Genomic DNA, 20,367 nt, shown 5'->3' with positions numbered 1-20,367 from the left:
GGTTTTTACCGAATGCTCAGCTTCACCCTTCTTGTCTGGCTGGCCATGTGTGCCGCCTTCGACGCCCGCCAGCGGCGTATTCCTAACGTTCTGACACTCGGTGCAGGTGCGCTCGCGCTGGGGTATTTGCTGTGGACCGGCAACACCTGGCTCGGCGCCGATGCGGAGCAGGGTGGTTGGGCTTTTCTGATTGCGCTGGTGCTAACGCTACCGGGGTATTTCATGGGGCGCATGGGGGCCGGCGATGTGAAATTAATGACAGTACTGGGGCTTGCGACGGACGGTCTGTTCATTCTTGGCGCGTTTATCGGCGCCGGCCTGGCGAGTTTGATCTGGCTGCTGATAGCGCCAAGACTCTGGCTGCATATGAGTCAACGAGTTAGAGAACATCTTCGTTATCTGGAGCCGGAAAAGTCAAAAAAGCTGCCATTTGCACCGTTTGTGCTGATCGGTGTATTGCTTTCGATACATTGGATCCATTAGTCGCCAGATGCCACTAGTCCTATGTACATAGTCGGAAAGTGCGTCTACTTTCAAATGAGCAGGTTATACAGCCAAAGTCTGGCAGTACAGGAATGGTCAGCTTTGGCCTACGGCATGGAGTGGCACGTGAACAAGCTTACGTCTGCGATAAAAGTCCTCGTGGTTGACGATCAGCCCTTGATCGTGGAGGAGTTGTGCGAGTTTCTCGAAAGCAGCGGTTACCGCTGCGTACCCTGTGAATCCAGTCAGCAGGCGATCGCGCGCTTCAGTGAAGATGCTGATATCGGCCTGGTGCTGTGCGACCTGCACATGCCGGACATGGATGGCATCGAGCTGGTGCAGGCGCTGCAGCGGATCTGCGGCAAGCACCGGGTGTTCGAGGCGATCATGCTCACCGGGCGCGCCGATAAGCAGGACGTGATCAAGGCGTTGCGTGCCGGAATTGCCGATTACTATCAGAAGCCGATTGTTTTGACGGAATTGCTCGAGGGCTTGCAGCGTCAGGAGCAGGCTTTGCACGAACGGCATAAAAATGTGCAGTTGGGGCATTTGAATCAGAAGCTGCAATTTTTGTCCGAGTCGATTGATGACCTTTATCAGGATCTCGACAAGGTTCGGCGCAGTCCGGCGGCGGTGGTTCGTGATGTGATGGGCGGGGAAGCGCCTGACAGCGAGCAGCAGGAAATGCCGGAGATCTTTCAACAACTGTCGCCACGCCAGCTCGATGTGGCGCGGTTGGTGGGCAAGGGGCAGACCAATTATCAGATTGCCTGTGAGTTGGGGATTACTGAGAACACAGTGAAGCTTTATGTGTCGCAGGTTTTGCGGTTGACGCATATGCATAACCGGACGCAGTTGGCGTTGGCGTTGTCTCCCGGTGGGTCGGCTTTGCGGCAGCGGGTGACGGCGCATTGACCTTGGCGGCCTGTGGGCCGGCCATGTTCATGGGGGGGGGGTTGGGGGGATCCGTTGCTGCGGGTGTTGCGGCTGGTGGTTTCGCCCTGACGGCGAGTCACTTTTTCCAGACGCCGAAAAAGTAACCAAAAAGGCTTGCTCCTGCGTTCGGCCCGCTCGCTGGGGCTCGGGGTCCCTTCGCTTCGGGATTGATCCGGGGGCAGCGCCTACGGTTTGCTTCGCTGCACCTCCTCTCGCTGTGTTTGGCTGCGCCAAACGGTCGCTGCGCTCCCACCCCCGGATCAATCCCTCCACTCAGCCTTCCGACGTCGCCCGTGGATCAAGATCAAGATCAAGAGCTGCAGCCGAGCTTGCGCTCATCCTGTTGAGTGGGGCGGCTTCGCCGCATGGTGTGTGCGCTTGCTAAATTGTAGGAGCCAGCCTGCTGGCGATGGCGGCCTCACAGCCGCCCAGCCTCCACAGGACACACCCCATCCCATTGTGGGAGCGGGCTTGCTCGCGAAGGCGGCCTGACAGCCGACCAGCCTTCACAGACCACACACCATCCCATTGTGGGAGCGGGCTTGCTCGCGAAGGCGGCCTGACAGCCGCCCAACCTCCAACAGACCACACCCCATCCCATTGTAGGAGCGGGCTTGCTCGCGATGGCGGCCTGACAGCCGCCCAGCCTCCACAGACCACACCCCATCCCATTGTGGGAGCGGGCTTGCTCGCGAAGGCGGCCTGACAGCCGCCCAACCTCCAACAGGACACACCCCATCCCATTGTAGGAGTGAGCCTGCTCGCGATGGCGGTATGGCGGCCAGCATCAAATCACTTGTTGGTCTCGATCTTGCCGCCCGCATCCGGGTCGTAGAAGTCCGGAATTTCGTATTTGTACTTTTTCAGCCAGCGCTGCATCGCCAGTTCCCGTTCAGCGGCGGTGGCGGTCTGGGTTTTTTCCGAGGCGGCTTTGTTGCGGCTTTGCAGCAGCAGCCAGCCTTCGGTTTCCTGTTGCTGCGCGGAGGCCGGGCCGGCGTCGATGGCGAAGGCGCTCAGCGGCAAGCTCAACATGCTCAGGTAGCACAGGCCTTTGAGTGCGTTCATGGCTGTCTCCTTATTTGATTGTCGACGTTTGCGGATCAGCCGCTACCGCCACTTGATTGCTGGTCGCCGGTTTCGCCGGCACCGGCGTTTTGAGTTTTTCCGCGCGTTCCTGGGCTTCGGTGAATTGCGCCGGGGTCAGTTTGGCGCGGCTGACGATTTCGGCGGCTTGTTGCCAGTTGTTCTGGTACAGCAGCAATGACACCAGGTTCATCGTTGCCAGTTGATTGTTCTGCTTGAGTTCGATGGCGGTGAGGAATTCGAAGCGGGCGTCTTCGAGGCGCAGTTGGTTGAGGTAGACCACGCCGAGGTCGTTGCGGATTTTTTCGTCGGTGGGGGCCAGGCGTGCGGCGCGTTGCAGGTGGGCCTGGGCCTGGCCGTTGTCGCCGCGGGCGGCGTAGAGCTGGCCCAGGCCGTGTTCGGCTTCGGCGGTCAGGCAGCCGCCGAGCAAACCGCGGTACAGCGGCTCGGCTTCGCTGCGGCCGAGCAGGCGGTAGACCTTGGCTTTGCGCAGGCGCACTTCGCTCAAGTTGTCGGGCATGCTCTGCAGGTTGGCGAGGCTGGCGTGCAGTTTGCCGTCGTTGGCCAGATCGTCCGCCAGGTTCAGGGACAGCTCTTGTTCAGAGCTCAATTTGCTGCAACTGGACGGTGACAGCATTGCCGTCCACGGCGCCTGGCCGTCGGTGGCGCAACCGCCGAGCATCAACAGACTTGCCATGACAATCAGTACTTTCATCAAACGCTCTCCATGAGCCCACGTCAGTTTGCAAACGCCCTTGAAATGGCAGTGAAACCGGGACCGGCCAGAACGATCAGCAAGGCCGGAAAAAGAAACAGCATCATCACCACCGACATCTTTGCCGACATTTTCGACACGTACTCCTGCAGCCGTGTCAGGCGTCGGTCGTCGAGCAATTGCTTGAGCGACAACAGCGATTTCATCGCGCCGCCGCCCTGTTGAATCAGTTGTTGGAGGATCACGCAGGTGTCGGTGAATTCGTCCACTGCGAGCATCACGGCGGTCTTGTTGAGTTCCTGGCCGAGCTCCAGGCCCGAGTCGACGCGGCTGAGGATCAGGCGCAGTTCGGTGGTCAGTTCCGGCAGCAGTTTTTGCCCTTCGGTGCTGAGGACACGCAGCGCCTGTTCGACCGCCATGCCGGATTCGAACAGGATGCGCAGCAGCGGAATGAATGTCGAAATTTCTACGGCGATGATTTTCTGCCGGCGCGCTGCGGCGTACGCCAGCAGCCGTTTGGGCAGCAGGTAACCGGCGCCGGTGGCGAGCATCGGCACCAGCCAGCCGTTCGGCGCGTGGGGGAAGAACACTTCTCGCAAAAACAGTCCGACACCCAGCGCCAGCAGCGGAGTGCCGATCTGACACGCCGCGTACAACGAACGCTCGCTGGCGCGGCGCCAGCCGAGGCGGCTGAGCAGGGTCTGGGTTTCGCTGTCGATGCTCACCGAGCGTCGGCCAAACCGGCTGTTGCCCAAGGCGCGCAACCAGTTGCCCAGACGGCTTTCGCGCACCAGGTTGCCTTGCAGGCGTTGAGTCACCTGGCGCTCGCGGCGGCGTTCGGTCAGCAAGTGGTTGGCCACCAGCAAAAACGCACCGAGCAACAACATGAGGGCGACAAGAAAGATCATGTCAGACGCTCCGCAACATGCGCCACAGCGCAAGGCAGCCGAGCACCTGCAGCACCAGTGCGGCAATCAGCATGGTCTGGCCACCGGAGTCGTGCCACATGCCGAGCATGTAGCCGGGATTGGTCAGCATGAAGTAACTCACCAGTATCACGGGCAGCGCGCCGAGCACCCACGCGGTCATCCGGGTTTCGCCGGTCATCGCGCGCAATTGGCGAGCGCCCTGATCACGTTCGCGGATCAGTTTGATCAGGTTCTCCAGCAGCTCGCTGGCGTTGCCGCCGTAGCGGTGGTTGACCTTCAGGCCCAGAGCAAACATGCGCAGTTCGTCTTGCTCATAGAGCTCGGCGAAGTCGCTGACGGCGTCCGGCAGATTGACCCCCAGTTGCACGTTGCGTTGTACCCGGCCCATGGCAGTTTTCAGCGGATCGTCGCTGGCTTCGATTCCGCCCATGACCGCGTCGCTCAGGGTGCGGCCGGACTTGAGGCTGCGCACGGTGTGATCAAGCAACTGCGGCAGTTGCTCGATCATGCGTTTGAGCCGGCGGCGGTACAGCCACGAAATGTACAGGCGCAAAATCACCGGCGGCATGAGGAGCGCCACCAGCAATCCGAGCCAGTGGCCCAGCAGGTAACCGAGCAATATGGCGATGGCCCACAGGCTCAGCCACAGGCCGAAACGCTCGGTCGGGCGGCCCAGCCCGGCGCGCAGAAACATTCGCTCAAGGCCCACCCATCGGGTTTTTTCCACAGCGATCTGCGGTTGGCCGGCGGCGAGTCGATTGAGTACCTTTTCGTTGGCGGTCTTGTGGATGCCATGCAGGAACAGGCGGATCGACAGCCCGAGCAGAATCAGACACATGATGATGAGAATGACCGGTCCAAGCATGCTCGGTGCTCCTTGCCTTCAGCCCGGATGGGCGTCGTTGCGCAACTTGTCGCCGGCCGGGTTGACGGCTTCGCGCAGGAAGCCGAAACCGGTGCGACGGTCGAGGCGGAACAGGGTGTTGGTGACGTAGACGTCCTCGCGGATACCGACCACTTCCACCACTTCACTGACGCAGCGGCGGCCGTCGGGCATGCGGGTCAACTGAATGACCACGTCGAGCGCCGCGCAGATCATCTGGCGCAAGGTGCGTTCGGCGATCGTGCGGCCGGTAAGGCCCACCAGCGTCTCCAGTCGCAGCAAGGCATCCTGCGCGTTGTTGGCGTGCACGGTGCTCATCGAACCGTCGTGGCCGGTGTTCATTGCGGTGAGCACGTCGACCACTTCGACGCCGCGAATCTCGCCGAGGATGATCCGGTCGGGACGCATCCGCAGGGCGTTGCGGATCAGGTCGCTGGCCTTCACTTCGCCGTGGCCCTCGGCATTCGGCGGACGGGTTTCGAGGCGCACGACGTGCGGGTGGCCGAGCTGCAATTCGGCGACGTCTTCGATGGTCACCAGACGCTCATGAGGGTTGATCAACTGGCTGAGGATATTCAGCAACGTGGTTTTCCCGGTGCCGGTCCCGCCGCTGATGAGGATGTTGCAGCGCTTGCCCACGGCATCCTGGAAGAAGTCGAAGATCGCCATGTCGATCGTCTGCATGGCCATCAGGTCGGTGCTCTTGAGCATGTCCTTGCGAAACTTCCGGATCGACAGACACGGGCCGTCGAGGGCAATCGGCGGGATGATCGCGTTGACCCGGCTGCCGTCCGGGAGGCGTGCGTCGACCATCGGTGAAGACTCGTCGAGGCGTCGCCCCAGCGGTGCGAGAATTCGCTGCATGACCCGTTCGACGTGGTGCGCATCGATGAAGCGCAAGTCACTTTGATGCAGCACGCCATCGCGTTCGATGAACACCCGGTGCGGGCCGTTGACCAGAATCTCGGTCACCGACGGATCACGCAGCAACACCTCCAGCGGGCCGAAACCGGTGAGTTCGTCGACGATCTCTTCGGCCAGCCGCTCCATCTCATAGCGGGAAATCGCCAGGTGCAAACGGGCGATGTATTCGGCGACCTTGTCGGTGACAAATTGCGCCAGCTGCTGGCGCGAGCCTTCCAGCAGGTTTCTCCCCGACTCTTCGATGGCGTCGATGATGTAGCGGTGCAGCACCAGTTTCAGGCCTTCGTGATCGGTGTTGCCGAGACCTGCGCGTTGCGGTGCGCCGAAGAGTTTTTCCGCGCTCATGAGGAACCTCGCAAGCGGTCGAACCAGGTGAGTTTCGGTTTGGCCAGACCCTCGGAGCGTTTGGCCAGGCGTTCACCGAGGGTGCGCAGGCTCTGGGTGAGTTTTTCCCGGGGCGCCAGTTCGAACAGACTCACGCCCTGATTTTTCGCGTTGAGCCGCACTTCAGGGTTGAACGCCAGTACCGCAATGACTTCCAGATTGAAGGTCTTGCCGAGGGTTTCCGAGCTCGGCGCCACGTTGCTCAGATAACGGTCGATCAGCAGGCGTCCATGATCGAGTTTCATGCCTTTTTCGCGCCACTGGTTGAGCACGGCGAGGTTGCGGCGGCAGTTGAGCACGTTCTGATCGGTGTACCACAGCAGCTTGTCGCAGTGGCTGACGAAGGTGCGCAATGCTTCGCTGTCGGCTTGCCCGGTGAGGTTCACGACGATGTGCTGGAAGTGCTGGCGCAGCGCGCTGAGCAACATATACAGCTCGGCGGCGCTGGTGTTTTCCAGTGGCTCGTCGTTGCTGGCGTAGGCGAGAATCCGCAGGCCCGCTTCGGCGCTGGTGAAGGCGCTGTCGATGAGTGTGGCGTCGAGTCTGCGCAAGTGGCGCAAGGCATCGCCGAAGTGAAACGAACTCTCCAGCCCCAACAGGGCAAGGCTGTCGCCGCGGGGCAGGCCGAGGTCCAGCAGCAAGGTTTGCTGCCCGCTCTTTTGCACCACCAGCGCCATGTGATTGGCCAGCAACGCGCCGTCGGAACTGCTCTGCACGCCGTACATCACGGTCAGGCCGCCCAGTTGCGTGTTGGGTGCCACGGGTGGCAGGCGTTTGCTCAACCGGCGCACCAGTCCGGCAACCTCGCTGGAGCGCGAGCCATAGGCGACGAAGTCCCGGGCACCGGCACGCATCGCATTGAGCACCAGCTGATTGTCCATGCCGTCGCCCAGCGCGACGATCGCCAGCATCGGCTTGGCCTCAAGCGCGCCTTCGATCAGTGCGCTCTGCGCCACCACGTGCTCGCGGTCGAGGCCGACGAACACCAGGCTGGCAAAGGTCACGTCGACCAGTGCCAGCAGTTCGTCGAGGCTGCCGCCACCGGCACTCACCACTTGACCGAGGGGGGCGAGGGCGCTTTGCAGCCACTCCAGATCGGTGCTGTTGCGGGTGATCGCAAGGAAGGTCTGGCTCAGGCTCTGGCTCATTGCGACAACCCGCTGCGTTTGTCGAAGTTGCCGTTTTCGAGGAAGAACATGCGGTAGAAATTCGGGTCGTAGTTGCGCAGTTTTTCCCCCGGCAGCGACGGCAGTTGTGCATCGGCCGCCAGTGGCTGTACCAGATGCGGCGTGACGATCATCAGCAGTTCACGTTCTTCGCGCTTGATCTGCGAGCCTTTGAAAAACGCACCGAGCACCGGGATATCGCCCAGCCCCGGAAACTTGTTCACCTGCGAGCTGTTGGTGGTGCTGATCAAGCCACTGATCACAAAGCTTTCGCCATCGGCCAGCGAGACACTGGTGTCGGTCCGGCGAATGGTCAGGGCCGGAACGGTGGTGCCGGCGATCTGCACGGCGTTGCTCAAATCCAGTTCGCTGACTTCCGGTGCGACCTTCAGCGCGATGCGGTCGTGACTGATGACGGTCGGGGTGAGGGTCAGGCGGATGCCGAACTCCTTGTATTCGATCGACACGTTGTCGCTGCCGGAACTGGGCACCGGAATCGGGATTTCACCCCCGGCCAGAAAGCTCGCGCTCTGCCCGCTCAGTGCCACCAGGCTCGGCCGCGCAAGGGTGTAGGCGAAGCCGCTGCTTTCCAGGGCGTTGATGATCGCCATGGTCTTGCCGCCGATCCACGAGAAGTTGAACAGGGTGTTGTCCACCGGCAGTTTCGGGGTCGGTACACCGTCGATGGGCGGCAGCGTACCCGGGGAGCCGAACAGGAAATTGCCACGGGTGCCGATCAGCGAGGCGGTGGCTTCTTTGAGTTTGGTGCGGCTGACTTCGACGAAGCGGATGTCGGTCTGCACTTGCGAGGGCAGCGTCGGATCATCGGAAGGCATCCGGCTGGCGTTGGTCAAGGCAGCGGTGGCGCTGCCTTGAACAAACACCATGCTCTGGCGGGGTTCGCTGGAGCACGAGGTCCAGACCATCAGACTGGTGGCGCCGGGGGCGACCCCGGTCAGCAGAAAAGATGAGTGACCGGTGTCGTGCACGTCAGCGATTTTCGGGTCGCCGATTGCCACGCGGGTAATCGTCACTGGCGACTGGATGTCCTGTTGGAATCCTTCGCCGATCTCGATCACCGGGGGCATGCGGGAAAGCGCCGAGCAATTGCCCGTGGCCGCGAAGGCCGCGTTCATCGACAGTCCCGTCAGTATCAAGGCCCGGAGTACAGGTTTTAATATCGGCCTGAATCGACTCTGCATGCACTTGGATCCTTGCTCAGTCATGGGGCTTGTTGGGAAATCTGATTGCCGCGAATCACTTCCATCGCTTTGCGCGCAGCGCCGTGTTCAGCGCTGGATGGCGCTTTCGGGCCGCTGCCCAGCGCCAGTTGGGTGAACTGGAAGAGTTGGCTGTTGGCGTTGTCCAGGTGCGCCGGCGACTGCGTTTCGCCGGCCCAGTATTTGGCCAGGCGCTGTTCTTCGCTGCTGCGCACGGCCAGCCGCAAGGTGCCGACCTGGGTGGCGAGCATCATCCGGCTCAGCAATTGCTCGGGCACCGCCAGCACCACGGTGCGCGCGGCGATCCGGCGTTGATCCTGTTTGATTTTGTCGTCGCTGTTCAGGGCCGGTGTGGCGGGTTGGCCGTCGTTGGTCAGGCCGTATTGGTCGCCGACGCCGAGCACGCGCAGGGCGGGCACGACAACCTGCGCCGACTGTTGCAGGTTGCTGCTGTCCTGACGCAGGTACAGCAGCACATCGACATAGTCGCCGGGAATCAGTTGCCCGGCGCCGCCGATCACTTCATCGATTGCCACGGTCAGCGCGCGTTCATCGCTGTGGATCATGCGGGCCAGGGCACCGCCGGCGTCGAAGCTTTCGTCGTTCAGCCAGGTGCCGGCAGACAGCGGCCGCCAGGGTTTGCGGCCAACGACCTGATCGACACTTTTAAGGCTGCCGGTCGGTGCGTTGCGCAGCTTTTCCACGGTCACGTCGGCGGCAGTGAGTGGGGTGAACGGCGGCACATCGTGGAGCAGCACCACCACGGGTTGACGGGTCTGGTCTTCGGCGACGGCAACGGTTTTTTCAACAGTGGCGACCGGGGCGGCGGGCGCTTCGGCAACAGGCGCCGGTTGACGACTGAGCACCAGTCCCCAATAGCCGACAAAAATTGCTCCCAGCAGAAGTAATGCTGCAAGGCCCATGGTGATGCGACTGTTCATGACGGCTCTCCCTTTCCTGCTGCACTACAAGCCCGTATTTCCTGACAAGGGAATTTCGCATTCAGGCAGCTATGAACATGCAACTATTTCGCTATTTCCAAGCTAGCTGATCCAAGCCAAAACGCCATTACTGGCCGGAAAATAACTCACTAAAGTATGAGCATTCGCCAATTAACAGTTGAACTAAGCGTCACGACCAACTGATTAATTCTTTGTGATTAATCCGTTCTTACAGTTGTTGACCGGAGGTTTGTTGACAATGCTCAGATAGCACGGTGGAGGCTTTGCCGCTGTAGCGTTAGCGGCGCCAGAGGCGCAAAGGAGTGGACGTATGTTTCAGATGATCATCGACTATATGGTGGCCAGAACCCGGCTGTTCGTGAAGAACGAAGAAGCGGCGTCGGCAATTGAGTACGCGATAGTGGTGGCCATGGTTGCCGTTGTCGTCGTGGCGTTTGTGACACCACTGGGCAACCGCGTCCTGCAGTACTTCAACGATATTCTGGTCGGACTGGGTGGTACCGCGCAAACCCGTGCAACACCATAGTCGCGCTGCCAATCCCTGAGGAGAACGGTGATGTTCTTTGAGTACTTGAAGATGCGTGCCCGGGGCTTTTTCTCCAGTACCGAAGCTGCCTCGGCGATCGAGTATGCAATCGTGGTCGCGATGGTAGCGGTCGTGGTGGTGGTCTTTGTCACGCCCGTCGGTGCCAGAGTGCTGATCATGTTCAATAATCTGCTGGTGGCATTGGGTGGTACGGCGGTAACGGCACCCACGCCCTGAGCGGGATAAAACTCGCACTTGGCGACTGTCGCACTACACTCTGTTCCACCCTCGGTTTTCAGGTATTGCCCATGACTGCTTCCTCGATCCCGCGCCAACAGTTGCTTCTGGTTGACGATGAAGAGGACGCGTTGCTCGAGTTGGCGGAGTTGCTGGAGGGCGAGGGGTTTGTCTGCCATACCGCGACATCGGTGAAGCTTGCGTTGCACCATCTGACCCGGCATCCCGATATTGCCCTGGTGATTACGGATCTGCGCATGCCGGAGGAGTCCGGCATGTCGCTGATCAAGCGTTTGCGCGAGCACACGTCGCGTCAGCATTTGCCGGTCATCGTGACGTCCGGGCATGCGGATATGGAAGATGTCAGCGACATGCTGCGCTTGCAGGTGCTGGATCTGTTTCGCAAGCCGATCTATCACGTCAGGTTGCTTGAGACGCTGAACAATCTGTTTCCCATTCCCAAGGTAAATGTCGGCTGACGCGCCTTGCGCCTTTCACCAGCTCTTTGATTATTGGCGCCAACCTCAATTACGACTTGAGCGGCGGATCGCTGAACAGCAATCTGCAGAGCCTGGGTCTGGTCGACTTGAGCGGCAACGGGCATCACCAGTGTGGTGACGACTAAATCGAGCGAGGAACTGGCCGAGAACACCCTGGCGGTCGGTGGCAGCCGCAACGCGGCGACGGCGGTCGGTCGTGTATCGAATCTGCTGGCGCGGCTGGATGAGCAGGATCCGGTTTACCAGACCGCCGGTGCGTGACAGCTATGAACTGGGTGTGGGCGCCAACTACCGCATGGGTGCCTGGAGTGTCGGCGGCTCTTACAACTATCTGACTTCGAGCGGTTTACTGCGAAGGTGCGTTACGCGTTCTGATCCACATCGCGTAAAACCTGTGGGAGCGAGCCTGCTCGCGAAGGCGTAGTGTCAGTCGGCAAAAATGCTGGCTGATCCACCGCTTTCGCGAGCAAGCCCGCTCCCACAGGGATGTGCGCTGCAATGTGAGAGCAAGCGGTCTGTCCGCTCATTTGATTGATCTGACTTCCTACAGCTGATAACTGAAGCTGATGCTGTACCTCATCCGGCGGTTGTAGGTGTCCAGTGCTTCATCGGCCATCGGCTTGGCCGCTTCCAGCGCAATGTTGTAGTACTTGGCATCGCCAAAGCGCAGCCCGACCGCCGCCGATGACAGGTCGTTGCTCTGCACCGCCAGTTTGTTGAACCAGGTTTTCGAACGGTCCAGCACCACGTACGGCTGCAGGATGCGCACCCAGTTGCCGTCGCGGTTGAAGCTGTAGTTGACCTCGTAGGCCGCCCCCCAGCCCTTGTCCCCCGACGCCTGATCGTCCGGGTAGCCACGGCCGAAATTCTGCCCGCCAAACACCGCACGCTCACTGTCGGGCAGCGTGTCATCACTCCAGTACAGCGCCGCCGACAGCACGCCCTGCCAGTTGTCGAAGAACTTGTCGCTCTGTACGCCGGACAGGCGCATCCGGAAAAAGTTGATATCCAGATCCGGGTTATTGGTGTGTGCGCCCATGCCGTCGATGCCCTGGTACAGGCCCGCGCTGAGAATCCGCAGTTGCCGGGCGTCTGACTTGCGCCAGTCACCTTCGATGGCGACGGCGCGGATGTCGGTGCGCTCTTCGACACTCAAGGGGTAGCCGACGACGTTATAGCGGGTAGTGTCGTCGACCGCATAAAGCCTTGCGCCGGCGCTGAGTAATTCGTTGGGCGAAGCGATGATCGGGTGACTGAAACCGATGGAGTAGCGATCGTCTTCCTGATGCGGCTTGAGTTCCAGACCGTTATCCAGTTGCACGTTGGTGCCCGGGTCGGCGCGGTAGCGCGAAGCGAACAGGCTCAGTTGTGTGCCCTCTGCATTGAGGAACTGGTTGTAGTCCAGGCGATAGTAATGCTCTGCGTCGTGCCCTGGCGGAAACAGGCCGCTGAGGGTCAGCTGTTCGCCCATGGCCGTTTGCGAGTTGCTGCTCACGCCGAGCAATGCCTGAGTGCCGTTGCGATTGTCTTCGGTGGTGCTCAGGGTGCTGGTGAACGGTTTGCGACTGGCCTGGGCGACCAGGGTCGTGGCACCGTCGGTGGTGCCGGGCGGAGGCACCTGGGCCTGTACCGTCACTCCGGGAATGCGGGTCATCAGCGTGGTATAGCGCTCGAAGGTCTTGCGGGTCAGCGGCCGTTCGGCCTGGATCTTCGCCGCCAGTTTATCGAGCAGGCCTTTGACCCGGCCGACGTCGCCCTGCATCTGGATATCCCTGACGTAGCCTTCCACCAACACCACCCGCGCTACCCCGTCGTCGAACTTTTGTTGAGGCAAGAACGCGTAGGACAGCAGATAACCGTCCTGTTGGTAGCGGCGGGTGATGTTGCGGGTGGCTTCGATCAGGTCGGCAAGGCTGGTCTGGTGACCGATCAGGGGTTTGTAGATCTCGGCCAGTTCGCCGAGTGGATAGATCGTCCCGCCTTCAATCTGCACCGTCTTCAGGGTGATTCTGGTTTCCATCATCAGCGGCTGGGCACTGGCCGCGCCGGGTTCCGGCACTTGCACCGGGGTGGTGGCCGGGCGATAGGCATCGGCCGGCAGATTCGGCACGGGCAGATTGCGAATGGTTTCGTTGCTGTTGAGAAAGCTGGGCAGGGTGTCGGCGAAAGCGGCGGAACTGAGACTGAGGAACAGCAGGGATGCCATTACGCGCATAGGACACTCCGTGGTCAGGTCGCAGCACAGGGCTGTTTTTTTCCTAAGAAAAAAGCGGAAGATTCGTGGGAATCTTCCGCCCTCAACCAAGCGTAGGCGCTGTAGGTGAGGCCGTCGAATCGGCCAGGTGCAATTTAGCGTTTGTTGCCTCCAAGAGCGCCGGTCAGGCCACCAAGTACGCCACCCAGGCCACCGGTGGTACCGGTGCCAGTTCCGCTGCCGCCGTTCACCAGGCCGCCGACCGCACCAACGGTAGCGCCGACGTTACTGACCAGGCCTCCGACTGCGGTGCCTACCGGATTATTCGTTGCGGCGATTGCACCGCCCAGACCACTGACCGCGCCACCTACCTGATTGGTCAGGCCGGCAACCGGGCTGCCGAGGCCGGTCGCGGCGCCGACTTGTTGGGTCAGGCCGGAGACTGCTGTGGTAACCGGGTTGAGTGCGGCGCCGACGTTGCTGCCCAGTGCTGCCAGTGGCGCTGTGGTGCTGGTTATCGGTGTACCGGAACCACCCAGAACGGTATTGAGCGAGGCGATTACGTTGCCCGCCGATGCGCCGGCCACGCCGCCTGCGCTCACCAGACCATTGTTGTTGCCTGCGTTCAAGCCTGTGCCGACGTTGACCACTGCACCGCCAACGGTTTGCAGCAGGCCGGTACCGCCGAGGCCTCCGCCAAGTCCCCCACCAAGACCGCCACCCGTGCCTCCACCGGTGCTTGTGCCGCTGCTGACCAGGCCGCCAGCCGTGCTGACCGTGGTGCCGACGTTGCTCAGTGCGCCGCCGAGGGTGTTGGTCACGGGATTGCCATTGCCAGTGCCGGTGACCTGTGTACCCAGCCCGTTTACGGCGCCGCCGACTTGTTGCAGGACACCGTTAAGCGGTGTGCCCAGCCCGGTCGTGTCACCGATTTTGTCGGTGGTGCTTTCAACCATGGCGATCACCGGCACCAGTCCGTTGCCGACACTCTTGGTCACTGAACCGAGTGGGCCGGTCGTTGTTGCCGTGCTGAGGGTGTCACCGAGCATGGTGACTTTTTCGCCAACGCCGTTGAGTACCGGTGCGACTTTGGTGACCACGCCACCCACCACCGGAACGCTGCTGGTCGCCGTGGCCAGTTTCCCGCTCAGATCAGAGACGCCGTTGCCGACATCGGTGACCACGCCGCCAACCGAGGAGGCGGTCACACCGAGGCCATTGTCGACTGTTCCCAGCTTGCCGATGCCGTTGGTCAAGCCATTACCCAATGTGCTGACTACGTTGCCGGCGGTGTTGGCTGCGCTTTGTACGACGCCACCGACGACAGGAACAGTGCCCAGGGAGTCGCCGATCTGGCCGACGCCATCGCCGACGCCGGCGACGGTTTTGCCGACATCCTGCACTAGCGAGTTGGTCACTACCGGAGTGGTGGTCGGGGTAGTTGGGGTAGTCGGGCCAGTTGGACCCGTGGGGCCTGTCGGGCCTGTCGGGCCAGTTGGCCCTGTAGGTCCGGTCGGCCCGACCGGACCGGTAATCACTGTCGTGCCGCCAGTTCCACCGGTGCCGCCGGTTCCGGAAGTACCGCCCGTGCCGCCAGTACCGCTCGTGCCATCTGTACCGGAGCTGCCCGAAGACCCGGACGTTCCTGCCGTACCACTGGCTGGAGACGAACTGCCGGAACTGCTGTGATGCCCGCCACCGCCACTGCTGCAACCAGCGAGGCCGAGGGAGAAGATCAATGCCAAAGCGATTGCTGATTTGGACCACGCGAATTGAGTTTTCATGATTGAGTTCCTTGCACCTGTCACAACGTTCGTTGTATTCGATGGCCCGCCGGTTCTAGCGCCGGCAATGCCTCCGTCCGTTGTGCTCATATCAATCGCGCGACTGGATCCTCGCCATTCTCAAGTTGGTATTAACGCCTTTATATACATAGCGGTGTACAGGACCTAAGGACTAATACCCAAGGTATAAACGGGCAAAAAAAAGCCTTGAGAATCAAGGCTTGGTGCGTTGCCGGAAAAGGGCTCGTGCGGGTGAAAACTTAAGTGATATATACACAATTTACAGGCTTGGCCGGCCTTGAAGAGGGAGACAAAGCCCCCTCTTCAGCGATCAGGCAATCGGCTGCCACTGACCGACCATGTGCTCCAGGTCGCCTGCACCGATCAAACGCAGTTCACCGCTGGAGCCTGCTGCACTCGCCAGCAAAGTCACCTCACTGGGTAAACGCACCGGTTTGTGAAAAAACACGCTGACCTCAAGGTTGGCCTTGGGCAGGTGATCACTCAGCGCTGCGAGCGTACGGGCCTTGTTCCACAAACCGTGAGCGATGGCCGTGGGGAAGCCGAAGAGCTTGGCACTGGCGGCGCTCAGGTGAATCGGGTTGTAGTCGCCCGAGACTTTGGCGTATTGCCGACCGATATCGGCCGGCGCTTTCCACTGCGCAACCTGCGTCAGGATCTGCGTGGGTTCCCAACGTTGCTCGACGGGTTCGCCGTCGAGTTTCACGCCGCGACAGAGCATCTGGCTTTCCGCTTCCCACAGCGGCCCGAGTTGATCATCGAGAGTGGTCAGCACATCGAAGGTCGCGCCTTTTGGATGCGGCTGCAGATTGTGCACCCGCACACTGACTTGCGCGCGACTGATCCCGCCCATGGGCCGCAACACGCGAATGCGGTTGCTCAGGTGAATCAGCCCCAGCAGCGGGAATGGAAACTCCTTCGCTGTGAGCAATTGCATCTGCAGGGGAAACGCGAGGATGTGTGGATAAGTCGGCGGCAGCAGTCCGTCATCGGTAAATCCACAGACCTTGCGATAGTCCGCCAGCCGCTTGCCGTCGATGTCGATCCAACAGCGCAAACCGCTGTCGGGCAGGGTGGTGCCGGTGATCTTGCGTCGTGTAGCGGCCCGCGCATACAGGCCGGGCAGACTCGGTTCGCGATCCAGCGTGCGCCATTCGATGCTCATGCCTAGGCCCCCAGTACACTTTGTCCACAGACCCGCAGCGCCTGCCCGGTGAACGCGCCGGTGCCCGGTTGGGCCAGCCACGCGACGGCTTCGGCGACGTCCTGCGGCAAACCGCCCTGGCCCAGCGAACTCATGCGCCGCCCGGCTTCGCGCAAGGCGAACGGAATGTGCGCGGTCATCTGGGTTTCAATGAAGCCCGGGGCCACGGCGTTGATGCTGATGCCGCGTTCGTGCAGCGTTGGCGCCCAGGCCTGCGCCAGACCGATGAGGCCGGCCTTGCTCGCGGCGTAGTTGGTCTGTCCGCGATTGCCGGCGATGCCGCTGATCGAGGCCAGCAGAATCACTCGCGCATTGTCGTGCAGGGTGCCGCTGTCGAGCAGAGCCTTGGTCAGCACTTGCGGGGCGTTGAGGTTGACCGCGAGCACCGCGTCCCAGAATTCCGGGGTCATGTTGGCCAGGGTTTTGTCGCGCGTGATCCCGGCGTTGTGCACCAGAATGTCGAGGCCGTCCGGCAGTTGTTCGATCAGTTGCGCGGCGGCATCTTCGGCGCAGATATCAAGGGTGATCGCCCGGCCGCCAAGACGTGCGGCGAGGGCTTCCAGATCAGTCTTGGCCGGGGGGACGTCGAGCAGAATCACCTCGGCGCCATCGCGGGCGAGGGTTTCGGCGATTGATGCGCCGATCCCGCGTGCCGCGCCGGTGACCAGCGCCTTGCGTCCGGCCAATGGCCGGGTCCAATCGGTGACCGGCGTGGCACACGGGCTCAGGCGAATCACCTGCCCGGAGACAAAGGCACTTTTCGGCGAAAGGAAAAACCGCAGCGGGCCTTCCAGTTGATCTTCGGCACCCTCACCGACATAGATCAGTTGCAGCGTGCCGCCACTGCGCAGCTCCTTGGCCAGCGAGCGTGAAAAACCTTCGAGCGCCCGTTGCGCACTGGAGGCGAAGGGCTCGCGCAGGGTTTCCGGGGCGCGACCGAGAATCACCAGATGTGCGCTGCTGTCGAGATTTTTCATCAGCGGCTGGAAGAACTCGCGCAGCTGTTTGAGCTGGTCGGTGTGCTGCAGATCGCTGGCATCGAACACCACGGCCTTGAGTTTCGGCCCGTGCCCGGGAATCCACGCGGTGGCCAGCGACGGTTCGCTGCCGTAGCTGTAGATCGCATCGGTCAGGCGGTTGGCAAACGCATTGACCCGCTCGGCCAGCGGCCCGCCGCCGATCAGCAGCGCACCGTCCACCGGCCGCAGGCGTCCGGCCTGCCAGCGTTCCAGCCGCACCGGCGACGGCAGGCCCAAAGCCCCGACCAGACGGTGGCCGATGGATGAGTTGGCGAAGTCGATATAGCGGTCAGACATGGAACGCTCTCCAAATGTTGGGGTTCAAAGTGTGGACTACCAACGGCAATCAATCGTTCGATCCACACAATAAGGCCTACGCTAGAACAGCAGAGTAGTTGGCCGCTGATGGTTGTGCGGCCAAACACAAATTCAGAAACAACGTTGAACCCGGTAGGAGTGACCTGTGGCGAGGGGATTCATCCCCGATCGGCTGCGAAGCAGTCGCAATGTATCGCGATTGCAATGTGTGGGGCCGCTGTGCGACCCATCGGGGATGAATCCCCTCGCCACAGGTCACTCCTACAAGGATTCAGGTGAATTCGACCATTTGGAAAAGGAGCTTTTCATGAGTCAGCTGCGCCGCGTCGCCATCATCGGTGGTAACCGTATCCCTTTCGCCCGCTCCAACGGGCCGTACGCCACTGCCAGCAATCAGGTGATGCTCACCGCCGCGCTTGAAGGCCTGATCGAACGCTATAACCTGCACGGCCTGCGGATTGGCGAAGTGGTGGCGGGTGCGGTGCTTAAATTGTCACGGGATATGAATCTGACCCGCGAATGCGTGCTCGGCTCGCGGCTGTCACCGGCCACCCCGGCCTATGACATCCAGCAAGCCTGCGGCACCGGGCTGGAAGCTGCGCTGCTGGTGGCCAACAAAATCGCCCTCGGCCAGATTGACTGCGGCATTGCCGGTGGCGTCGACACCACCTCGGACGCGCCGATCAGCGTCAGCGAAGGCCTGCGCAAAATCCTCCTGCAGGCCAACCGCGCCAAGACCACCGGCGACAAGCTGAAAACCTTTCTGCAACTGCGACCACGGCACCTGATCCCGGAATTTCCGCGTAATGGCGAGCCACGCACCGGCCTGTCGATGGGCCAGCACTGCGAACTGATGGCGCAGACCTGGAACATTCCCCGTGAAGAACAGGATCAACTGGCCCTCGAAAGCCATCACAAACTCGCCGCGTCCTACAGCGAAGGCTGGCACAACGATCTGATGACGCCGTTTCTCGGCCTGACCCGCGATAACAATCTGCGCCCGGACCTGACCCTGGAAAAACTCGCCACGCTCAAACCCGCTTTCGAAAAAAGCGCCAAGGGCACGCTGACGGCAGGCAACTCCACGCCACTCACCGACGGCGCCTCAGTGGTGCTGCTGGGCAGCGAGGAATGGGCGAAAGAACGTGGTTTGCCGATCCTCGCGTATCTGCGCGATGGCGAAGCGGCGGCGGTGGATTTCGTCAACGGCGCCGAAGGTCTGTTGATGGCGCCGGTGTATGCAGTGCCGCGCTTGCTGGCGCGTAATGGGCTGACCTTGCAGGATTTCGATTACTACGAAATTCATGAAGCATTCGCTGCGCAGGTGCTGTGTACGCTCAAGGCCTGGGAAGATCCCGAATACTGCAAGACGCGCCTGGGGCTGGACGCGCCGCTGGGCTCGATCGACCGCAGTCGATTGAATGTGAAAGGCAGCTCGCTGGCGGCGGGGCATCCATTTGCCGCGACCGGTGGGCGAATTGTCGCGAACCTGGCGAAACTGCTGGATGCGGCAGGCAAGGGCAGGGGGCTGGTTTCGATCTGTGCTGCTGGTGGCCAAGGTGTCACCGCAATTATCGAACGTTGAGCGCAATCCCCCTGTGGGAGCGGGCTTGATCGCGAAGGGGTCGTGTCAGGCGCCGTCATTGTGTCTGACAGACCGCTTTCGCGAGCAAGCCCGCTCCCACAGGGGAAATGAATGCCAATGTCAGATTCTGTCGCAAATGCCCTCGACGCCGATTACCAACATTTCAAACCGGCTCAGCTATGATCGGCAAAGCTCGATTATTTCGGCACAGTGTGTGCATCCATAGGGTTCACAGGTCGGCACCCCCTCCCCGTAGCGCGAGGATTGCCGTATAACGAGTGACATTCGCGTGTTTGGTAATAAAGGACCCACAATAAAAGCTGATGAAGACTCCAAAACGCATTGAACCCCTGATCGAAGACGGTCTGGTCGACGAAGTGCTGCGCCCACTCATGAGTGGTAAAGAAGCAGCTGTTTATGTGGTGCGCTGCGGTAACCAGTTACGTTGCGCGAAGGTCTACAAGGAGGCGAACAAACGCAGTTTCCGCCAGGCAGCCGAGTATCAGGAAGGTCGCAAGGTGCGTAACAGCCGGCAGGCTCGGGCGATGGCCAAGGGCTCGAAATTCGGTCGCAAAGAGACCGAAGACGCCTGGCAGAACGCCGAAGTCGCGGCGCTGTTCCGTCTGGCCGGTGCCGGTGTGCGAGTGCCCAAACCATACGACTTTCTGGATGGCGTGCTGCTGATGGAACTGGTGGCCGACGAGTATGGCGATGCCGCGCCGCGTCTGAACGACGTGGTGCTGGAGCCGGATCAGGCCCGCGAGTATCACGCGTTCCTGATCTCGCAGATCGTGCTGATGTTGTGTACCGGTCTGGTGCACGGTGACCTCTCGGAGTTCAACGTGCTGCTGACCCCGACCGGCCCGGTGATCATCGACCTGCCGCAGGCGGTGGATGCCGCTGGTAACAACCACGCGTTCAGCATGCTCGAGCGCGATGTGGGCAACATGGCGTCGTACTTCGGGCGTTTTGCCCCGGAGCTGAAGCAGACCCGCTACGCGAAGGAAATGTGGGCGTTGTACGAAGCCGGCACCTTGCACCCCAACAGCGTGCTGACCGGTGAGTTCGATGATCCGGAAGATCTGGCCGACGTTGGCGGTGTGTTGCGCGAGATCGAAGCGGCGCGTCTCGACGAAGAGCGCAAGCAGGCGATCCGTGCGGCGGATGACGAGCCCAAGGGCAAGTCCGACGAACCACCGCCGCCACCGTGGATGCAGTAAGCGCTTGAACAGAAACCCGGCTTCGGCCGGGTTTTTTGTGTTTGCTTCATTACTAAATCCGCCGCTGATCCCCT

General features: G+C 61.3%; 20 protein-coding genes. 8 read left to right on the top strand and 12 right to left on the bottom strand.

Annotated features, from left to right (window positions below):
• Nucleotides 1–12 precede the first annotated feature (12 nt).
• Together NTD85_RS26435 and NTD85_RS26430 are read left to right on the top strand one after the other, a co-directional pair.
• On the top strand, nucleotides 13–483 hold the full coding sequence (locus tag NTD85_RS26435) for a prepilin peptidase (protein ID WP_262143630.1): 471 nt from the start codon (nucleotides 13–15) through the stop codon (nucleotides 481–483).
• 126 nt (nucleotides 484–609) lie between these two features.
• Nucleotides 610–1,398: a response regulator transcription factor gene (locus tag NTD85_RS26430; RefSeq protein ID WP_045122702.1), complete on the top strand. Its 789-nt coding sequence runs from the start codon at nucleotides 610–612 to the stop codon at nucleotides 1,396–1,398.
• A gap of 813 nt (nucleotides 1,399–2,211) precedes the next feature.
• Here the strand turns inward: NTD85_RS26430 and NTD85_RS26425 are convergent.
• Genes NTD85_RS26425 through cpaB form a run of 8 tightly spaced genes read right to left on the bottom strand, consistent with a single transcriptional unit; the run spans nucleotide 2,212 to nucleotide 9,664 of the window.
• Nucleotides 2,212–2,484 (bottom strand): DUF3613 domain-containing protein, encoded by a 273-nt coding sequence (locus NTD85_RS26425; RefSeq protein ID WP_262143629.1) that lies wholly within the window; start codon nucleotides 2,482–2,484, stop codon nucleotides 2,212–2,214.
• A 10-nt stretch (nucleotides 2,485–2,494) separates the two neighbouring features.
• A complete protein-coding gene (locus tag NTD85_RS26420) occupies nucleotides 2,495–3,217 on the bottom strand; it encodes a tetratricopeptide repeat protein (RefSeq protein ID WP_262143628.1) in 723 nt (240 codons plus the stop codon).
• A gap of 23 nt (nucleotides 3,218–3,240) precedes the next feature.
• The gene (locus tag NTD85_RS26415) at nucleotides 3,241–4,125 is read right to left on the bottom strand and encodes a type II secretion system F family protein (RefSeq protein ID WP_003221315.1); all 885 of its coding nucleotides are present in this window, start codon (nucleotides 4,123–4,125) and stop codon (nucleotides 3,241–3,243) included.
• A gap of 1 nt (nucleotide 4,126) precedes the next feature.
• Nucleotides 4,127–5,011 (bottom strand): type II secretion system F family protein, encoded by an 885-nt coding sequence (locus NTD85_RS26410; protein ID WP_262143627.1) that lies wholly within the window; start codon nucleotides 5,009–5,011, stop codon nucleotides 4,127–4,129.
• Between the two features lie 18 nt (nucleotides 5,012–5,029).
• Nucleotides 5,030–6,298: a CpaF family protein gene (locus NTD85_RS26405; protein WP_003221319.1), complete on the bottom strand. Its 1,269-nt coding sequence runs from the start codon at nucleotides 6,296–6,298 to the stop codon at nucleotides 5,030–5,032.
• Nucleotides 6,295–7,485 (bottom strand): CpaE family protein, encoded by a 1,191-nt coding sequence (locus tag NTD85_RS26400; protein ID WP_262143625.1) that lies wholly within the window; start codon nucleotides 7,483–7,485, stop codon nucleotides 6,295–6,297. Before NTD85_RS26400 ends, NTD85_RS26405 begins: the two co-directional genes overlap by 4 nt.
• Nucleotides 7,482–8,705 carry a type II and III secretion system protein family protein gene (locus tag NTD85_RS26395; RefSeq protein WP_045122276.1) on the bottom strand — a complete coding sequence of 408 codons (1,224 nt, stop codon included), beginning with the start codon at nucleotides 8,703–8,705 and terminating at the stop codon, nucleotides 7,482–7,484. Before NTD85_RS26395 ends, NTD85_RS26400 begins: the two co-directional genes overlap by 4 nt.
• A gap of 20 nt (nucleotides 8,706–8,725) precedes the next feature.
• A complete protein-coding gene (cpaB, locus tag NTD85_RS26390; RefSeq protein ID WP_262143624.1) occupies nucleotides 8,726–9,664 on the bottom strand; it encodes a Flp pilus assembly protein CpaB in 939 nt (312 codons plus the stop codon).
• Nucleotides 9,665–9,995: 331 nt separating this feature from the next.
• Here cpaB and NTD85_RS26385 point away from each other — a divergent pair, with 331 nt between their 5' ends.
• From NTD85_RS26385 to NTD85_RS26370, 4 genes are all read left to right on the top strand, one after another.
• Entirely contained in the window at nucleotides 9,996–10,211 is a 216-nt protein-coding gene (locus NTD85_RS26385; protein ID WP_003221330.1) for a Flp family type IVb pilin, read from the top strand.
• Nucleotides 10,212–10,241: 30 nt separating this feature from the next.
• The gene (locus NTD85_RS26380) at nucleotides 10,242–10,448 is read left to right on the top strand and encodes a Flp family type IVb pilin (protein WP_003221332.1); all 207 of its coding nucleotides are present in this window, start codon (nucleotides 10,242–10,244) and stop codon (nucleotides 10,446–10,448) included.
• Nucleotides 10,449–10,519: 71 nt separating this feature from the next.
• Nucleotides 10,520–10,927 carry a response regulator gene (locus NTD85_RS26375; protein ID WP_262143623.1) on the top strand — a complete coding sequence of 136 codons (408 nt, stop codon included), beginning with the start codon at nucleotides 10,520–10,522 and terminating at the stop codon, nucleotides 10,925–10,927.
• Nucleotides 10,928–11,062: 135 nt separating this feature from the next.
• Entirely contained in the window at nucleotides 11,063–11,209 is a 147-nt protein-coding gene (locus NTD85_RS26370) for a hypothetical protein (RefSeq protein ID WP_262143622.1), read from the top strand.
• A 283-nt stretch (nucleotides 11,210–11,492) separates the two neighbouring features.
• Here NTD85_RS26370 and NTD85_RS26365 read toward each other — a convergent pair whose 3' ends face one another.
• From NTD85_RS26365 to NTD85_RS26350, 4 genes are all read right to left on the bottom strand, one after another.
• Nucleotides 11,493–13,163 (bottom strand): ShlB/FhaC/HecB family hemolysin secretion/activation protein, encoded by a 1,671-nt coding sequence (locus tag NTD85_RS26365; protein WP_262143621.1) that lies wholly within the window; start codon nucleotides 13,161–13,163, stop codon nucleotides 11,493–11,495.
• Nucleotides 13,164–13,297: 134 nt separating this feature from the next.
• Entirely contained in the window at nucleotides 13,298–14,926 is a 1,629-nt protein-coding gene (locus NTD85_RS26360) for a collagen-like triple helix repeat-containing protein (RefSeq protein WP_262143620.1), read from the bottom strand.
• Between the two features lie 331 nt (nucleotides 14,927–15,257).
• Entirely contained in the window at nucleotides 15,258–16,112 is an 855-nt protein-coding gene (locus NTD85_RS26355; protein WP_262143619.1) for a MaoC family dehydratase, read from the bottom strand.
• 2 nt (nucleotides 16,113–16,114) lie between these two features.
• On the bottom strand, nucleotides 16,115–17,467 hold the full coding sequence (locus NTD85_RS26350; RefSeq protein WP_262143618.1) for a 3-oxoacyl-ACP reductase: 1,353 nt from the start codon (nucleotides 17,465–17,467) through the stop codon (nucleotides 16,115–16,117).
• Between the two features lie 328 nt (nucleotides 17,468–17,795).
• On the opposite strand from NTD85_RS26350, the gene NTD85_RS26345 reads away from it, so the two are divergent.
• Both NTD85_RS26345 and NTD85_RS26340 read left to right on the top strand, forming a co-directional pair.
• Entirely contained in the window at nucleotides 17,796–19,073 is a 1,278-nt protein-coding gene (locus tag NTD85_RS26345) for an acetyl-CoA C-acetyltransferase (RefSeq protein ID WP_045122277.1), read from the top strand.
• Nucleotides 19,074–19,396: 323 nt separating this feature from the next.
• Nucleotides 19,397–20,293: a PA4780 family RIO1-like protein kinase gene (locus tag NTD85_RS26340; protein WP_003221347.1), complete on the top strand. Its 897-nt coding sequence runs from the start codon at nucleotides 19,397–19,399 to the stop codon at nucleotides 20,291–20,293.
• Nucleotides 20,294–20,367 lie beyond the last annotated feature (74 nt).

It is taken from the genome of Pseudomonas sp. 13B_3.2_Bac1, assembly GCF_025466205.1.
Lineage (GTDB): Bacteria > Pseudomonadota > Gammaproteobacteria > Pseudomonadales > Pseudomonadaceae > Aquipseudomonas > Aquipseudomonas fluorescens_H.
The sequence above is the reverse complement of the archived record's forward strand: the minus strand, read 5'-3'. Positions and strand labels throughout refer to the sequence as shown.

Coding starts and splice junctions, on each gene's coding strand:
- NTD85_RS26435 (WP_262143630.1), top strand. CDS start 13: ATGCTCAGCTTCACCCTTCTTGTCTGGCTGGCCATGTGTGCCGCCTTC.
- NTD85_RS26425 (WP_262143629.1), bottom strand. CDS start 2,484: ATGAACGCACTCAAAGGCCTGTGCTACCTGAGCATGTTGAGCTTGCCG.
- NTD85_RS26420 (WP_262143628.1), bottom strand. CDS start 3,217: ATGAAAGTACTGATTGTCATGGCAAGTCTGTTGATGCTCGGCGGTTGC.
- NTD85_RS26415 (WP_003221315.1), bottom strand. CDS start 4,125: ATGATCTTTCTTGTCGCCCTCATGTTGTTGCTCGGTGCGTTTTTGCTG.
- NTD85_RS26410 (WP_262143627.1), bottom strand. CDS start 5,011: ATGCTTGGACCGGTCATTCTCATCATCATGTGTCTGATTCTGCTCGGG.
- NTD85_RS26405 (WP_003221319.1), bottom strand. CDS start 6,298: ATGAGCGCGGAAAAACTCTTCGGCGCACCGCAACGCGCAGGTCTCGGC.
- NTD85_RS26400 (WP_262143625.1), bottom strand. CDS start 7,485: ATGAGCCAGAGCCTGAGCCAGACCTTCCTTGCGATCACCCGCAACAGC.
- NTD85_RS26395 (WP_045122276.1), bottom strand. CDS start 8,705: ATGCAGAGTCGATTCAGGCCGATATTAAAACCTGTACTCCGGGCCTTG.
- cpaB (WP_262143624.1), bottom strand. CDS start 9,664: ATGAACAGTCGCATCACCATGGGCCTTGCAGCATTACTTCTGCTGGGA.
- NTD85_RS26385 (WP_003221330.1), top strand. CDS start 9,996: ATGTTTCAGATGATCATCGACTATATGGTGGCCAGAACCCGGCTGTTC.
- NTD85_RS26380 (WP_003221332.1), top strand. CDS start 10,242: ATGTTCTTTGAGTACTTGAAGATGCGTGCCCGGGGCTTTTTCTCCAGT.
- NTD85_RS26375 (WP_262143623.1), top strand. CDS start 10,520: ATGACTGCTTCCTCGATCCCGCGCCAACAGTTGCTTCTGGTTGACGAT.
- NTD85_RS26365 (WP_262143621.1), bottom strand. CDS start 13,163: ATGCGCGTAATGGCATCCCTGCTGTTCCTCAGTCTCAGTTCCGCCGCT.
- NTD85_RS26360 (WP_262143620.1), bottom strand. CDS start 14,926: ATGAAAACTCAATTCGCGTGGTCCAAATCAGCAATCGCTTTGGCATTG.
- NTD85_RS26355 (WP_262143619.1), bottom strand. CDS start 16,112: ATGAGCATCGAATGGCGCACGCTGGATCGCGAACCGAGTCTGCCCGGC.
- NTD85_RS26350 (WP_262143618.1), bottom strand. CDS start 17,467: ATGTCTGACCGCTATATCGACTTCGCCAACTCATCCATCGGCCACCGT.
- NTD85_RS26345 (WP_045122277.1), top strand. CDS start 17,796: ATGAGTCAGCTGCGCCGCGTCGCCATCATCGGTGGTAACCGTATCCCT.
- NTD85_RS26340 (WP_003221347.1), top strand. CDS start 19,397: ATGAAGACTCCAAAACGCATTGAACCCCTGATCGAAGACGGTCTGGTC.